The organism is Aureitalea sp. L0-47 (assembly GCF_026126405.1).
Lineage (GTDB): Bacteria > Bacteroidota > Bacteroidia > Flavobacteriales > Flavobacteriaceae > Pukyongia.
Genome location: NZ_JAFMTQ010000025.1, coordinates 1 through 16,183 on the forward strand (window position 1 = coordinate 1; position 16,183 = coordinate 16,183).

At 42.7% G+C, this 16,183-nt stretch carries 17 protein-coding genes; 4 read left to right on the forward strand and 13 right to left on the reverse strand.

Translation table 11 applies throughout. From position 1 onward, the window contains the following. Positions 1–11 precede the first annotated feature (11 nt). The 3 genes from J1N09_RS15060 to hisS all read right to left on the reverse strand — a co-directional run bounded on the left by J1N09_RS15060 (position 12) and on the right by hisS (position 3,091). Positions 12–209, reverse strand: a complete 198-nt coding sequence (locus J1N09_RS15060; RefSeq protein WP_265201108.1) for a hypothetical protein — start codon at positions 207–209, stop codon at positions 12–14. Between the two features lie 48 nt (positions 210–257). Then, positions 258–1,619 (reverse strand): T9SS type A sorting domain-containing protein, encoded by a 1,362-nt coding sequence (locus J1N09_RS15065; RefSeq protein ID WP_265201109.1) that lies wholly within the window; start codon positions 1,617–1,619, stop codon positions 258–260. 101 nt (positions 1,620–1,720) lie between these two features. After that, positions 1,721–3,091, reverse strand: a complete 1,371-nt coding sequence (hisS, locus tag J1N09_RS15070) for a histidine--tRNA ligase (protein WP_265201110.1) — start codon at positions 3,089–3,091, stop codon at positions 1,721–1,723. A gap of 235 nt (positions 3,092–3,326) precedes the next feature. On the opposite strand from hisS, the gene J1N09_RS15075 reads away from it, so the two are divergent. Together J1N09_RS15075 and J1N09_RS15080 are read left to right on the forward strand one after the other, a co-directional pair. Beyond that, positions 3,327–4,574: an ABC transporter permease gene (locus J1N09_RS15075; RefSeq protein ID WP_265201111.1), complete on the forward strand. Its 1,248-nt coding sequence runs from the start codon at positions 3,327–3,329 to the stop codon at positions 4,572–4,574. Between the two features lie 10 nt (positions 4,575–4,584). Continuing rightward, entirely contained in the window at positions 4,585–4,857 is a 273-nt protein-coding gene (locus J1N09_RS15080; protein WP_265201112.1) for a hypothetical protein, read from the forward strand. A 550-nt stretch (positions 4,858–5,407) separates the two neighbouring features. On the opposite strand, the gene J1N09_RS15085 is transcribed toward J1N09_RS15080, so the two are convergent. From J1N09_RS15085 to rpsF, 4 genes are all read right to left on the reverse strand, one after another. Then, complete coding sequence (locus J1N09_RS15085) at positions 5,408–5,887, reverse strand: DUF6495 family protein (RefSeq protein ID WP_265201113.1); 480 nt, start codon at positions 5,885–5,887, stop codon at positions 5,408–5,410. Positions 5,888–6,179: 292 nt separating this feature from the next. Continuing rightward, entirely contained in the window at positions 6,180–6,635 is a 456-nt protein-coding gene (rplI, locus tag J1N09_RS15090) for a 50S ribosomal protein L9 (protein ID WP_265201114.1), read from the reverse strand. Between the two features lie 15 nt (positions 6,636–6,650). Next, positions 6,651–6,947 carry a 30S ribosomal protein S18 gene (gene rpsR / locus J1N09_RS15095; RefSeq protein ID WP_265201115.1) on the reverse strand — a complete coding sequence of 99 codons (297 nt, stop codon included), beginning with the start codon at positions 6,945–6,947 and terminating at the stop codon, positions 6,651–6,653. Positions 6,948–6,949: 2 nt separating this feature from the next. Beyond that, positions 6,950–7,288 carry a 30S ribosomal protein S6 gene (gene rpsF, locus J1N09_RS15100; RefSeq protein WP_265201116.1) on the reverse strand — a complete coding sequence of 113 codons (339 nt, stop codon included), beginning with the start codon at positions 7,286–7,288 and terminating at the stop codon, positions 6,950–6,952. A 234-nt stretch (positions 7,289–7,522) separates the two neighbouring features. Between rpsF and J1N09_RS15105 the strand changes: the two genes are divergently transcribed. Then, complete coding sequence (locus J1N09_RS15105; protein WP_265201117.1) at positions 7,523–8,236, forward strand: LytR/AlgR family response regulator transcription factor; 714 nt, start codon at positions 7,523–7,525, stop codon at positions 8,234–8,236. Here the strand turns inward: J1N09_RS15105 and priA are convergent. From priA to nadC, 4 genes are all read right to left on the reverse strand, one after another. Further along, positions 8,233–10,683, reverse strand: a complete 2,451-nt coding sequence (gene priA, locus J1N09_RS15110) for a primosomal protein N' (RefSeq protein WP_265201118.1) — start codon at positions 10,681–10,683, stop codon at positions 8,233–8,235. The two genes, J1N09_RS15105 and priA, sit on opposite strands and share 4 nt — an antisense overlap. Before the next feature lie 63 nt (positions 10,684–10,746). Next, entirely contained in the window at positions 10,747–11,169 is a 423-nt protein-coding gene (locus J1N09_RS15115) for a DUF2147 domain-containing protein (RefSeq protein ID WP_265201119.1), read from the reverse strand. A 10-nt stretch (positions 11,170–11,179) separates the two neighbouring features. Further along, positions 11,180–12,103: a YihY/virulence factor BrkB family protein gene (locus J1N09_RS15120; RefSeq protein WP_265201120.1), complete on the reverse strand. Its 924-nt coding sequence runs from the start codon at positions 12,101–12,103 to the stop codon at positions 11,180–11,182. Continuing rightward, on the reverse strand, positions 12,104–12,961 hold the full coding sequence (nadC, locus tag J1N09_RS15125) for a carboxylating nicotinate-nucleotide diphosphorylase (protein WP_265201121.1): 858 nt from the start codon (positions 12,959–12,961) through the stop codon (positions 12,104–12,106). A gap of 96 nt (positions 12,962–13,057) precedes the next feature. Here nadC and rlmH point away from each other — a divergent pair, with 96 nt between their 5' ends. After that, a complete protein-coding gene (gene rlmH / locus J1N09_RS15130; protein WP_265201123.1) occupies positions 13,058–13,531 on the forward strand; it encodes a 23S rRNA (pseudouridine(1915)-N(3))-methyltransferase RlmH in 474 nt (157 codons plus the stop codon). 8 nt (positions 13,532–13,539) lie between these two features. On the opposite strand, the gene J1N09_RS15135 is transcribed toward rlmH, so the two are convergent. After that, entirely contained in the window at positions 13,540–14,901 is a 1,362-nt protein-coding gene (locus J1N09_RS15135; RefSeq protein WP_265201125.1) for an aldehyde dehydrogenase family protein, read from the reverse strand. 112 nt (positions 14,902–15,013) lie between these two features. Then, on the reverse strand, positions 15,014–16,183 hold a 1,170-nt coding region (locus tag J1N09_RS15140; protein WP_265201127.1), incomplete at its 5' end, for a T9SS type A sorting domain-containing protein.

The window sequence follows — 16,183 nt, forward strand, 5'->3', positions numbered from 1 at the left end:
TGCAAATAAGGTCACTGAGTGATTTTCCGAAGGAAAATAGTACCGAAGTGACCACTCTGAATACTGCAAATAAGGTCACTGAGTGATTTTCCGAAAGAAAATAGTACCGAAGTGACCACCCTGAATACTGCAAATAAGGTCACTGAGTATTTCGAATGAAATGAGAAATGTACCGAAGTGACCACCCTGAATACTGCAAATATGGTCACTGAGTGATTTTCCGAAGGAAAATAGTATCGAAGTGACAAATCTACCCCTCACTCCTTCAACAACCTATAAACCCCTTTACCTTCTTCAGAAGTAACTTCAACGAAGTAAAGTCCGGCCGATAGGCCCGATATATCAATTGATGTTTCATTGGAGGCCGCAGTGTTTGAAATGACTTCCTGTCCCACCGTGTTTCTTATGAGCAGGGATTCTATCTGTGAACCAGATGTTATAGTTACCCGCTCTCTCGCAGGGTTGGGGAATAAGCGGACTTTAGCCTTACTATTGCTCTCCACGGAAAGTTCACAATTCTCAATGAATATTACACCGGGAGGAACTTCATTGAAATTTTGCTGGGCAAACACTACATCGTCCACGCAAATAAATTCCAGGTTATCACTAAAAGTTGCAGAAAATGCCGGGTTTAAGCCGAAAAAGCCAGTACCTACCGAAATCTCCACCGAACAAGTTCCCGCACCAGAAAAGAACAGCTCGTTGCTGCCATTTTTTACATTTATAAATTCAAGCGCATCAGAATCTGCAAAGAAATGGCAAAGTGAGGAGTTTGCAGACAAATCCAATTCTGTGATTAGATTCTCCCTGACTCTTAATCCAACCAGGTTTGGGAAAATGGAAAAATCAAATTCAGTGAACAGGTTGTTCCGCATATCGATATACTCCAGTGATGTGTTATTTGAAAGATCCAGCTCACTAAGGCCAAGGCCCCTAAGTGCGATCATTTTCAAGTCGGGATTGTTCGTTACATCCAAACTGGAAACATTTGTAAAGGAAATAAACAGTAACTCCAGCAATGGGTTGTTGGAAACATCCACAGTATTTATGTTGGTTTCGAGACAATTCAAAAACCTTAGTTCGAGGTTGTTCGTTACGTCAACAGATGTAACCGGACTATTGTTCAGGTTCAGGTATTGAAGATTTAAATTCGCACTCACATCAACAGAAGAAAAATCTGTCACCATCGCATCGAAGTGCTCCAGGTTTGGCAATCCACTCAAGTCTATAGTGCTTATTGGGTTGGCTAACATTTCGATCCGCTTCAGGTTTGTATTGGCTCCCAGCACAAGGGAAACTATATCATTATTTCCGCAATTGACCTTTTCTAATGAACTGTTTCCGCTCAGATCCAACTGGGTGATCTGGTTTCCTCCACATTGCAATTCAGTAACATTAATAAAAGCTCCAATACCCGTCATATCGCTAATGTTTTCGGCATTCACAAATATTGGATCGGTGAAGTTCACCGCCTCCGCAACTTGAATCTGACCATCCCCATTAGTGTCAACACCAAGGTCGATAAGGGCACTTTTAAAATTAGGGTCGGGAATACTCACATTCTGGGAAATCAGAACGGGTCCTGCAAGAAATGCGAGGATAAACAGGATCTTTTTCATAGCTTTTTTTGATGGAACAAGCCCAGAGGTGTTTACCTTCTGAATTGTTGACTCTAAAAATATGAAAACCAATCGATTGGTACTCCTAAAGAAAAGTGAAATTACTTCAACTCACTCACCAACTGATCAATATCCAGCGTCTTCTGCTCCCCGGTTTTCATGTTTTTAAGGGTGTAGGTCTTGCTTTTAACCTCGCTCTCACCGGCTAAAATTACATAAGGAATGCCTCGCTTGTCGGCATATCCCATCTGTTTCCCCATTTTTGCTGAATCAGGATAAAGATCCACGGCAATCCCTTCTTCTCTAAGCGCACTCATGCTACGAATGGCGTACATGGCCTCCTTTTCCCCGAAATTAACAAACATCGCTTTAGTTGTCTCGAGCACTGTCTCCGGGAAGAGTCCGAGTTCGTCCATCACCAGGTAGATACGGTCGAGTCCGAAAGAAATTCCCACACCCGACATGTCTTTGAGTCCGAAGATGCCTGTAAGGTCATCATATCGACCACCGCCGCCTATGCTTCCCATTTTTACCTCAGGCGGTGCACCCACTTCGAAGATGGCCCCGGTGTAGTAATTGAGTCCGCGGGCAAGGGTGACGTCGATCTCCAATTTGGCCGACTTCAATTTAAGCTTATCAATCGACTTAACAATAAATTCCAGCTCTTCTATCCCTTTCATCCCAATCTCGGAAGTTGAAAGTAGACTTTTAAGGGTTTTTATTTTTTCTGAAGCGGTTCCGGTCACATTGAACAAGGGTTGCACCTTGGAGATGGCATCTTCAGAAATACCCTTGGCCAGCATCTCCTCTTTCACCTTCTCCTCTCCTATCTTGTCCAGCTTGTCAAGGGCTACGGTGAAGTCGATAAGTTTGTCTTCAGCTCCGATCACTTCAGCAATACCACTCAAGATCTTACGGTTGTTGAGTTTGATGGTAGTATTCCGAAGTCGAAGGTTGGTGAACACAGCATCGTACAATTGCACAAACTCCACTTCCTGCCACAGCGATTGGCTGCCTACCACATCGGCATCGCACTGGTAAAACTCCCGGAAACGGCCTTTCTGGGGCCTGTCGGCTCTCCAAACCGGTTGTATTTGGTAACGCTTGAACGGAAAGTCAATATCATTTCGATGTTGGACAACAAAACGGGCGAAGGGAACTGTAAGATCATAGCGCAGAGCCTTTTCAGAAATTTTAGGAGTTAAAGAAGCAGCATTACGGCTATTCAACTCTTCATCAGTCACCTTCCGAAGAAAATCTCCACTATTGAGGATTTTAAAAATAAGCCGGTCCCCCTCTTCACCATACTTACCCATGAGCGTCTCGCTGTTTTCAAAGCTGGGTGTCTCAATAGGCTGGAAACCAAAGCGCGTAAAGGCCTTGCGGATCAGATCGAAGATGTAGTTCCGTTTCACAACTTCCTGCGGACCGAAATCGCGGGTTCCTTTGGGTATGGAGGGTTTGTTGGACATTCTAGTATGTTAGAATATTAGTATGTTGGTATTTTAGTATTTTGGTATTAACGTGGGCTATTATTGTCATTCAGAGCGTCACGCAGTTAAGCGAAGAATCTAAGAGATTCATCAGTCGCAGGCTCCTTCTGAATGACAACGAGCTTCTTGTCTTACATCTGCTGCAAATATCTTAAAATTAATGGTAACTTTATGAGCGGTTTTAAGTCTAATTACCAATCATAACTGCTAAAACATGTTTGGACTCTTTCGGGAAAACATAAGAATTGCCGTCGATTCTATTAAGAGTCAGTTACTTCGAACCATACTCACCATTGTGATTATCGGTATCGGGATTTGGGCATTAGTAGGTATACTGAGCGCGGTAAAGGCCTTGGAAAGCACCATATCCAGTGACTTCGCATCCATGGGAGCCAACACTTTCAACATCCAACGATACGAATTCGGGGTGAGGGTTCAGCGAGGAAACCAGGGGGAAACCCAAAAGATCAACCCTGTGATCAGTTTTAACAATGCCAGGGAATTCCTGGAACGTTACGAGTATCCATATTCACAAGTTTCCCTTTCGTTTCGCGGGACAGGTTCCGCAGAAATCAAATATGAAAACGAAAAAACAGACCCGGACATACAGGTGTTCGGTGTAAACGAGCATTACCTGGCCAACACCGGAACCGATGTGGAACGCGGTCGGGCACTCACCTACTTTGACGTAGAGAACAATAATAAGGTGGCTATTATTGGTTCCGACTTTACCAAGAATTTATTCGTGAACGACGATCCCATTGGTAAGACCATTAGTATACGCGGGGTGAAATTTAAAGTGATCGGTATACTCGAATCCAAGGGTGCAACCTTCGGAAATAACCAGGACCTTAAAGTACTTATTCCTATAAAGATCGCCAGGAGTATCTTCACCCAGCCCAATATCAATTATACAATTAGTGTAAGGGTAGACGACAAAGCGATGATGGCCGGGGCCCAGGATGAGGCGATCGTTGCTTTCAGAAACATTCGTGGACTCAATCCTATAGAAGAGAATAACTTCGGAATAGAGCGCAGCGACGACCTAATCAACCGTATTGCTAGTATAACAGGGGTTTTGGAGATCTCTGCCTGGATCATCAGTATCATTACCATCCTGGGGTCCTCAATTGCTTTGATGAATATTATGCTGGTTTCAGTGACGGAACGCACACGGGAGATCGGTGTCCGGAAAGCCATGGGTGCCAAAAGATCTACCATTTCCACTCAATTCTTTATTGAAACTATTCTAATTGGCCAATTTGGGAGTATACTAGGAATTGTGCTCGGCATCCTTACCGGTATCGCCTTCGCGGCTATTTTCGACTTTAAGTTTGCACTCCCGTGGGGAGCGTTGATCGGTGCTACCGTCATTTCCTTCCTTACAGCCGTGCTCGCTGGTTCTTACCCGGCTACAAAGGCTGCTAAGCTGGATCCTATTGAAAGTTTGAGATACGAGTAGTTCATTCAAAATGAAAAAATTAACCCCACTTACTGCTTTTTCAATACTTTATATTCTCGCCATAGCGTCCTATACCTTAATTAACTGGTCCGTTCTAATGGATTCTGAAGGTTGGGGAGTTGTGGGGATGGCAATTCTTACCAGTGCCGGATTCTTTGGTCTGATTCTCGATTTTATCCTACGATTGATTATCAGGAATAAAATGCTCTTTAACGCGATTGAAATTATCATTATCGTGATCTTCTCTTACGTGTTTTACACCAAGATCATACAAAACTGGTAAGCCCTAGTGTTTTAAGAAAGATTGTAAGTTCGAGTGATTTGCAAGGCGAATCGTATCGAGAACTGGTTTATTTCTGAGTGTTATCCCTTCTTTTTTGCATTGCCCAAAAAAGAAGCAAAAAACTCTAGCGCTGCAGAGCCCTTGTTCACCCGCCATGTCTTTACCTCGCAACTAAAAGAACTCACCACTAAAGTGGTTCAAACAGCTTTTAGTTGTTCTCTCGATTGCATCCGGCGGGTCCCGAAGTCGTCTCTGAGGCGCAGTTTTTAGTTCGGGCTATTTCTAAAACCCTTTTCGTGAGTATAGATGAGTAATTTCCGTGAAGAAATCGCGAAGCCTTGTAGTGATTTTAGGAAATTACGAATGGTTTTGGGACGTAGGACCAAAAATACCTATCGAAAAGGCGTCTTTTCTTTTGCTTCGTTTTCTTTGGACGAGCAAAGAAAATGAAGGGAGGAATCACAAAAGTTTAGATTAGTCAAGGTAATATCTTCTCGATATTAATTTGAAATTGTTATCGCATTTCAAATTCACTCGAAGTGACAGTTATTTATTCCTCAGAAGAAATCACCCCATCAAAAAATGTATACCACTCACCTTTGCTGATGGCGCTACCCATTTTAAGCAGTTCGAAGATCTCTGCATGTTTGTCTTCGGAAAAGGGTTTGGAGGATTGAAAGACCTCAACTTCGTCACTCATATAGTTCTTCAGCAGCCATTGAAAGTCCTCTGTTTGGGTGATATCTTTTGAAGTGTCCTTTACTTTAAGAGCGATCAGCTTCATATCCGATTCTTCAATTCTAAAAAGAAACAATTGATTCGAATCTATTTTCTCCAAATATTCTGCCTTTTGAATTACCCCTTCCCATACCAGGTCGCTGAACAGGTCGAGCTCAGCTTCTGCAAGTTCCGGTTGCTCCTCTTTAAGTTTGGTCCATTCGTCGGCCGTGATGGATTGCGTAGCAAGGAAACGTGCAAATTCCTCGTGTAAGGCTTCGAATTGTTCTTTTGTGAGTCGGATGTACTTCATAAGCTGTATGAGCTAAATGGTTATGTGTTGACAGTTTTAGTGAAACCAGCAGTAGTGAGAGTTAGACTATTTGTAACAAGTACCAAATCTCAACTTACAAATTTCAAATAAAATTCAAAATACAACAGCCACAAACCTTTGTGTTGGAATTTAGAGTTTGGTTATTATTTGCTTTTTGAATATTGTTTTTTGAGATTTTGCTTTTGAGAAACCTCTCAAATGCACTCTAAGTGACAAAAAAAAACACCCTCATCGCTGAAGGTGTTCCTGAATGCTAAATCAATAGCTAAATTTATTTCTTCGCTTCTGCGACCACGTCGAAAGCAAAGTTGGTCACCACATCTCTGTGGAAGCGAATGCTAGCTTCGTAATTTCCAACTCTCTTGATGGATCCACCGGCGATAGTAATGTACTTCTTCTCGATGGTCACACCTTCTTTCTCAAGTGCGTCGGCCAAATCGGCGTTGGTAACAGATCCAAATAATTTGTTTCCTTCACCTGCCTTAGCACCGATCTTCAGTTCGATTTCGTTCAACTTCTCAGCTTCCACCTTTGCATCTTCTATGATCTTCTGCTCCTTGTAAGCACGCTGCTTCAAGGTTTCAGCAAGAACTTTCTTAGCAGAAGGAGTTGCCAATACCGCATATCCCTGAGGGATAAGGTAGTTTCGTCCATAACCGTTCTTTACAGTAACAAGATCGTCTGTAAAACCAAGGTTGTCTACGTCTTTCTTTAATATAAGTTCCATAATCCTGTCTGCTTTTTATTTATATAGGTCGGTTACGTAAGGCATAAGCGCCAGGTGACGTGCTCTTTTAATAGCCACAGCCACTTTTCGCTGGTACTTCAAAGAAGTTCCGGTTAGCCTGCGAGGTAAGATCTTACCTTGCTCGTTCACAAAGTTCATTAGGTAATCAGGGTCCTTGTAGTCGATGTACTTGATCCCCGACTTCTTAAAACGACAGTATTTCTTCGCTTTGGTGGTCTCTATATTAAGCGGAGTAAGATACCTGATCTCTCCGTCTTTCTTTCCTTTTGCTTGTTGTTGTAATGTAGCCATGTTTACGCAGTTTGCTTGTTACGGGTTCTTCTTTTCTCAGCCCATGCTACAGCATGTTTGTCAAGCTTTACGGTTAAGTAACGCATGATACGCTCGTCTCTTCGGAACTCTACTTCCATATTGTTGATGGCTTCACCTTCAACAGTGTACTCGAACATGTGGTAGAATCCACTCTTTTTGTGTTGGATCGGGTAGGCTAGTTTTTTCAGCCCCCAATCTTCTTTCGATATCATCTTAGCACCTTTAGAAACAAGAAGATCTTCGTATTTCTTAACTGTTTCCTTTATCTGCTCTTCAGATAAAACGGGATTTAAGATGAAAACAGTTTCATAATGATTCATAAATAACTACTTTATTTCAGTAATAATAACTCCTGGCGCTTTACCAAGAGCGTGCAAAAATACTACTTTATTTAGAATTATCAAAGACTAAATGGAATCCCTTCCGAAGAATAAAAAACACGGATTTTTCTTACATAAAACGATGAAATGAGCATTTCTAACGACAAAAGTTAAAAAAAGTTGCAGTTCATCGATTTTTTGGTTATAATTGCCTTATTCTAAAATAGTCTAACCGTGGACAAACCAATACTAAAGTGTGCGATTGTTGATGATTCAACTTTACAACGGCTATCCATTGTAAAGTTGATTGAAAATCATCCTTCATTAGACCTGGTAGCAGAATATAATAATGCCATCGAAGCAAAGATGGGACTCGCTACCACGAATATCGATCTTATCTTCCTGGATATTGAAATGCCTATACTCTCTGGGTTTGACCTGTTGGATGATCTTACCAATAAACCGCAGATCATCTTTGTAACCGGTAAGACGAAATACGCTTTTAAAGCCTTCGATTATGACGCTGTGGATTATCTTCGGAAACCGATCTCCAAAGACCGTTTCCTGAATGCCGTTCATAAGGCGATCACCAATTACAAACTCAAGAACGACGAAGGATTCGACGAAGAAGACTTCATTTTCGTGAAGAGTAATCTTAAGAAACGTAAAGTATTCCTGAATGAACTTCGCTATATCGAAGCTCTTGGAGATTACGTGAAACTGGTTACAGAACACGACGCCTTGGTTGTGCTTTCTACTATGAAAGCCTTTGAAGCCCTGTTGCCAAAAGATCGCTTTCTTCGTATCCATAAATCTTACATTGTAAACCTCGATAAAGTAGAGCGCTACAACAGTAAGGTGATCGAACTCGATAAAGAGCAACTACCGCTCAGCCGAAACAGAAAGGCTGAACTGGCCGAAGCCCTTGCCGCTTCCATGCGCAGCTAGTAATTATCTACATCTATGGTAAGTTTCACGGTGGAGAAATCCTTTACCGAATGAAAACTTTGTACTGCTTTTCCTATAAACTTCTTTGTTTTAGGTACCGATTGTTGTTTAGGGATCTTCACCAGCAAATTAGTGATAAACAAATTCCGTATCCTTCCTACCGGAGGTGCTTCCGGGCCTAGAACATTCTCCTTTAAACGTGTCTGAAGCAATGCTCCCAGCCAAACCGCAGCCTTATGCATCTTATTGTAATTCCTGTCCCTTAACGTAATCTTGATGGTTCGGTAGTAAGGTGGGTATTTGTACTGGTATCGCTGCTCGGCCTCGTCTTTGAACATACCGTCATAATCGTTCACGCTCACCTGCTGCAGGATCTGGTGATTCGGATTGAAGGTCTGAATTAACACCTTCCCCCTTTTTTCAGTCCTTCCTGCCCTTCCCGAAACCTGCTGAAGTAACTGGAAACTCCTTTCATGCACCCTGAAATCTGGGAAATTCAGCAAATTATCGGCATTCATTACCCCTACCAGCCTGATGTTCCGAAAATCCAGCCCCTTGGCCAGCATTTGCGTTCCAACAATAATATCAATCTCCTGGTTCTCGATCTTCTCTATCAATTTGGCATAGGCGTGTTTTCCCCTCGTAGTATCCTGGTCCATACGTGCTACCGAGTGTTCGGGGAACAGCTGCTTCACCTCTGATTCTATCTGTTCAGTGCCGAATCCCTTGGCATCCAAGGTCTCGCTCCCACAGGCCATGCAGGAGATCAGCATTGCGATGTGGTAGCCACAATAATGACATCGTAACTCATTTTTAAACTGGTGATAGGTAAGGCTTACGTCGCAATTCGGACATTGAGGCGAAACCCCACAAGTGGTACATTCCACAAATGGTGAGTAACCACGACGGTTCTGAAATAATATCACCTGCTCTCCTTCTTTGAGAACTTCCTCAATTTCCTCAAATAACCGATCACTGAAATGCCCGGTCATCCGCTTCTTTCGGTGTTTTTCACGAATGTCCACCAACTCAATTTCCGGCATGAGAATGTTCCCGTATCGCTCGGTCAATTTCACCAGGCCGTATTTATCGGTTTGCGCATTGTGAGTGCTCTCCAGCGATGGTGTAGCTGAACCTAACAAAGTCTTTGCGTTGTGCAATTGCCCCAATACCACAGCAGAATCCCTGGCGTGATACCTCGGTGCCGGACTGTATTGCTTGAAACTGGGCTCGTGAGCCTCATCAACAATGATCAGTCCCAGGTTAGAAAAAGGTAAAAACAGCGAAGAGCGCGCGCCAATAATGATCTGGGCCTTTGGTTTCTTCTGAAGCACATTGTACCACACCTCTACCCTTTCGTTCAAAGTATATTTCGAATGAAACACCGAAATGCGCTCTCCGAAATAATGCTGTAACCTACCGATCAATTGTGTAGTAAGCGCGATCTCGGGCAGCATATACAATACCTGTTTTCCCGATTTTATTATTTCTGAAATAAGCTCGACATAAATTTCAGTCTTACCGCTGGAGGTAACCCCGTGTAGCAGTGTTACATCATGCTCTTCGAAACTCGACTTGATCTCGGTAAGTGCCTTATGTTGGGCCTCACTCAGGGCCTTGGTGGCAGCTCCTTCAGGCCCGGTATATTCCACCCGGTCCTTTTGAACAAAATATTCTTCCAATATGCCTTTGTCGATAAGTGCTTTCAAGACCGCTGCACTGGCATTGCTTCTTTTCTGAAGTTGTACCGAACTCACCGGCTTCTTCTGCTGGGCCGAAAGCATGAAGAGGGTCATCAACACCTCCTTCTGTTTGGGTGCCCGCGTTAGTGTTTCTAATAGTTGCTGAAGGTTTTCTTCTGAAGTAAATTCAGGAGCCAAACGGATGTATCGCACTACTTTGGGAGTGTACTTCTCAAAAACGGTTTCCTCGACTTCTATGGCCCCCTTCTGAAGCAATTGCTGAATGACCTTAACTACATTCTTCATATCTAGTATGGAGCGCACATCGTTGATATGCAAACTGGACTGATGCTGTAGGGCTTCATACACAAGGAATTCTTCATCGGAAAAGCCGTTCTCCTCAACATTCATTTCCGAAGCAAGTTTTATCACGGTCTCACTTTCCAGTAAGAAAGCCGATGGTAAAGCCGCGCGTATTACTTCTCCCAGCGTACACATATAGTAGGATGCCATCCACTCCCAATGTTTTAGCTGCTGTTCATTCAATATGGGTTCCTCGTCCAGGATCTGGTCGATGGATTTTGTTTCATAGCTGGCAGGAGGTTGGGTATGTACCCTGTAGACAATGGCCGTGTAAACTTTCGACTTACCAAATGGCACCGCCACTCGCATTCCTTGTTTCAGAAATCGAGCTTCGTGCTCGTTCACACTATAAGTAAACGTTTGCTTTAAAGGAATGGGTAAAATGACATCGATAAAGTACACAGTATAAAAGTAAAAAAGGCCGTTCACAAAATGAACGACCTCATAAAGCGTTTATAAACAATTTTATTTAGCCCGGTACCAATACTGGGTGCGACCAATTAGCGAGAAGCCGATATAACCGCGCACTTTTAGTTTATCCTCCTCTTCTAATTCAATATAACACTTGTAGAGTTTACCATTTTCAGGATCCAGTATCTTCCCGCTGTTGTACTCGTCACCGTCTTTTTCCAAACCTCGGATGATCAACAACCCCTTGATGGGCTTGTCTTTGTCCTTACCTTCACATTCTTTGCACACAGCATCTTGTCGTCCTTCCACAAGGATCTCGGCCACCTTTCCGTAGATCTTTCCATCTTCTTTGTATATCTCAACAATGGATTTTGTGTCTCCGGTCTTATCGTCTATAGTTTTCCACTTGCCCACCACATCCTGCGATAGCATCACAGAAGTAGAGACAAGAAATATCAGAGTAAATAACTTTTTCATAGCATTAATTTTAATCTTGATGTTTTTCTTTTAGTCGTTGGAGGGAGATATTCAGCTCGAATCCCAGCAACAAAAGATTCGAATTTATCCAGATGTAGAACATCATGATCAATATCGCCCCAATAGAACCATATAACTCATTATAGTTTGAAAAATTGTTTATGTAAACCCCAAACAAATAGGTCGTTAGCATGAATAATAAGGTGGTCATAAGTGCTCCAATGGAGAAGAATCGGGTTTCACGGCCCTCTTTTACTCCAAAATGGTACAGTCCGGAAATGATCACATAGATCATACTAATGAATACCGTGATCTGCAGCACATTGACCCAGAAGATATCGTTGGAAATATAGTCACTGCCCTTCAATTCTCGAATAATAAACTCCCCGTATAAAATCACACCCACCGTTACGAGTAGCAGAATCGAAATACAAATAGCCACTAGAATAGCTATGAAATATTGCCTGAAAAACGCCCTGTTGATCTTCACAAGTATAGAACCTTCAAAAGCACTGAAGATAGAACTCACACCATTCGCAGCGAGGAATAGGGTTAGAAAGAACACGAAATAAGTAAGTCCGGTTCGCTGGTTTAACGCGATATCTTCAATAACAGGAATAAAGAAATCATGCGTCTGAGGTGGCAGAAGTTCCTGGATAAAGGATAAGAATCGCTGCTGAAATCCCTCTACTTTGATATAAGAGATAAGGTTCAGCATAAACAGCAGGAACGGAAAGAGGGCTATAAAAAAACTGTAGGCAATGGAACTTGCCCTGGCCGAAAACGTCCCCTTTATGATCCCCGTGATATAGATCTCAAGCAGGTCGTAAAGAGACAGTCCGTTAAAACCCGGAAGGATTACTCGTCTAAAGATCCGAACGATCGCACCGATCACCGGAATCTCCAGCAACTTTTCCTCCGCTTCCTTGCTCATCTAGACTGCTTTTAGACTCAAATCCATATTGTGTACCGAATGTGTGAGAGCTCCACTACTGATGAAATTTACGCCACACTCGGCATATTGCCTGGCCGTTTCCAGGGTGATCCCACCACTGGATTCCGTAAGACATTTGTCACCAATCATAGCAACCGCTTTTCGGGTGTCTTCGAAGTTAAAATTGTCTATAAGTATCCTGTAAACACCACCTGCATCTAATATTTGCTGTATTTCATCCAGGTTACGCGCCTCACAAATGATCTTGAGATTCAGCTGCTGATTCTTCAGGTATTCCCTTGTTTGATTGATGGCTTTGGAAATTCCGCCGCAGAAATCGATATGATTATCCTTCAGCATGATCATATCATACAAGGCGAACCTGTGGTTTTCCCCTCCTCCTATTTTCACTGCCCATTTCTCGAGGGCCCGAATTCCCGGTGTGGTCTTGCGGGTATCCAGTATCTGGGTTCCGGTACCTTGTAGAAGCTCCACATATTTATTGGTTTTGGTAGCTATGGCACTCATACGTTGCATGGCGTTCAGCACCAGGCGTTCAGCTTTTAGAATGGATTGGGAATTTCCCGAAACATAAAAGCTCACATCTCCATACCGCACCGGTGAACTATCCGGCAAAATGATATCCATATCGAGCCCGGGATCCACAAATTCGAATACCTGTCTGGCAAACTCCACTCCCGCAATTATACCCTCATCTTTTACGAGCAACTGGGCGGTACCTTCGGCATCATCAGGGATACAGGCCAGGGAGCTGTGATCTCCATCGCCCACATCCTCACGGATAGCGTTGGCAATGATCAGGTCGATCTCCTTTCTGAATTGTTTTTTGGTAATCATATTACGAATTCTTTCAGCTAAAATACTAAAAGAAGAAGGAAGTAGGAAGCGTTTAGGAAACAGTACCTTTGTAAGATACAGCCGAATGATAAACTTATGAAAATCACCTTGCTCGCCATAGGGAAAACCGACAACCGTGAATTACAACAATTGATTGACGAGTACCATCGCCGACTCATACGGTATGTACCATTCTCATTAGAGATCATACCGGATGCGCGTAATACAAAAAATCTGAGTGAAGCCCAGCAAAAACAGGTTGAAGGTTCTGAAATTCTGAGAAAAGTTAAGCCTTCCGATCATCTGGTTCTGCTCGATGAAAAGGGCAAGCAATACGATTCTGTGGCCTTTGCGGGATATCTTCAGAAGCAAATGAACAGCGGACTCAAAAACCTGGTATTCGTGATTGGAGGGCCTTATGGTTTTAGCGATGAAGTATACAACAGGGCTAATGGAAAGTTATCACTTTCAAAAATGACTTTCTCTCATCAGATGGTGCGTTTGTTCTTCGTAGAGCAGCTCTATCGCGGATTTACTATCCTTCGGAATGAGCCGTATCACCATAGATAGGCTGTAAATTAAAATTTAAAGAATCTCCTTATCCAACGAAGTTTTGCTTTGCTTAAAGGAGCGTATTTTAAGTTCAATTCGAACCAGGTTGGTTTATTTAGGATAGCCTTGTAATTAGAGAATTCTCTGAATCCGGCCTCGCCGTGATATTTCCCGGTCCCACTATTACCAACGCCTCCAAAAGGAAGGTTCGGATTGGTGATGTGCATCACGGCTTCGTTCACTCCACCACCACCAAAGCTTATACCCTGCATGACCTTTTGTTCACTTTCCTTATTATTTGTAAAGACATAGCAAGACAAAGGACGAGGTAATTCGTTCACTTTGGAAATGGCCGCGTCAAGGTCGTCATAACCGATCACTGGGAGTATGGGTCCGAAGATCTCATCTTCCATCACCTTATTTTCAAAACTAAGGTTGTGGAGCAAAGTCGGGCCAAAGATCCTCTTCTCTTTATCCATCTTTCCCCCGTAATATACTTTTTCGGGATCGACCATTGCGGCAAGTCGGTCGAAATTTCGCTCATTGATAATCTGAACATAGTTGTTATTTTCAAGGCCATAAGATCGTTTCTCAATCTCCTCAACACATTTTTCAAGAAAATTGTCCCTGATCTTATTATCCACCATCACATAATCCGGGGCAATACAGGTTTGTCCTGAATTAAGGAATTTGGACCAGATCAATCGTTTAACCGTCATCTTCAAATTACAGCCCCTGGTCACAAAAGCAGGGCTCTTTCCTCCTAATTCAAGGGTTACCGGGGTGAGATGTTTGGCAGCAGCTTCATAAACGATGCGCCCGACATGAGTGCTCCCGGTAAAAAATATTTTGTCGAACTTCTGCTGAAGTAATTCCGTGGTCTTCTGCACACCACCTTCGACTACATGGAAAAATCCAGGATCAAAATTCTCGCTCACCAGCTTAGCCATGATGGCACTGGTACGAGCGGGTAGTTCGCTAGGTTTGAGAATAACGGTGCATCCCGCCGCTATAGCGGCAACTGCAGGTGCAATGGATAGTTGATAGGGATAGTTCCATGCTCCGATCACAAGGCTAACACCCAATGGTTCGGGTTGAATATAACTATGTGCGGGAAAATTCAGGAGATTAGTGGAGACGGGTTCTTTTCGGGACCATTGAGAAAGCTGTTTTAGTGCTTTTCGGATATCCTTGTAGATGAGCTCCAGTTCCGTAGCGATGGTCTCAAATTCCGACTTACCAAAATCGTCATGGATGGCTTTACAGAGTTGCTTTTCGTTTTCTTTCAGAAGTGAAAACAGAATATGTAATTGTTTTTTTCTGAAGGAAATATCCCTGGTGACATTCGAATTGAAAAAATCTCTCTGAAACTTTACTTTATCTATCATTGTTTGATACTGAACTGTCTAATTTAAGCAATCTAAGGAGGATATTTCAAAGGTTATCATACAAAAAAAGCGTCCGGTTACCCGGACGCTTAATAGATTGCAAATTTTGAAACTAGTCTTTAATATAATTATTTGCGACTACTTTCTTCATCCCTATACCTCGATCTGTGGTCACTTTAATGAAGAGTACTTCATTTTGTGTTCCACCAAGATCTAATCTGGTAACAGCTCTAGTTCCTTGGGTATAATCGGATTGGATTGATTGAATCAATCTACCTCGAATATCAAATACCTCAATAGTAATATCACTGTCGTAATCAAGATTATAGGAAACATTCAGATAATTATCGAAAGGTACAGGATAGGTAGTGAAATCAAGATTCCATTCCATCTCAGTTCCTTCTGTTCCAATCTCTGTTATCGGATCAAATTCCGCACTACAATCAATTGGATTCTCATTCGAAACTTGTGAACCACCTTCATCGTTGGATACAGTACATGCGCAAACTCTTGTACATGTCACAGCATGAACTATGATCCAGAATGGTCCGCTCACTTCAACGTCTTCTAGAGAATAGTTCTGAACGTAATCTAATTCACCAAGATTGAAATTGTACTGACCTGGTGCAACAGTTGGTCGACCGTTTCGCTTAGTTGGATATTTATCACAGCCGATATAGATATGTGCTTCGCTCATTACATAATCACCAATAAGCTGATATTCCACATCTACTAGGCCTCCATTATAAGTAACTGTAGCCGTTCCAACAAATTCTCCATTCGAGGTATCACAATGAGCAGCTCCTGCCCAAAGTTCCATTGTATAGCTTCCTTCTTGCTCTATATAATTAGTCCAACCCCAACGATTGAAGTTATAATCATTATCATCCAGGAAGCATTGCGATGGTGGATTGTTAGTACTCAACCTTCCAAATGCAGTTTCACAACTTTCATATTCATCAATAGACCATGTAAATGTTTGTTCACATGTGCTCATGTTACCGCAATCATCTGTTGCCCAGTACGTATGCGTTACACTCCAATCACAACCGTCCTGGATCGGTGTACCTTCGAATACTCCACTGTTAATATTGCTACAATCGTCTTCCCATGTAGCTGTTCCTGGTGCATACTGACTTGGTAATGGATTACATCCTAAATCACCTCCGGTAGGACAAGAAATATTTGTCGGTGCCGCCGTGTCTGGCAGTACATCAAAGCTCTGGGTCACCTCCGTGAAGTTACCACAGGCATCCTCCGCTCTCCAGCGGTAGGTAATGGT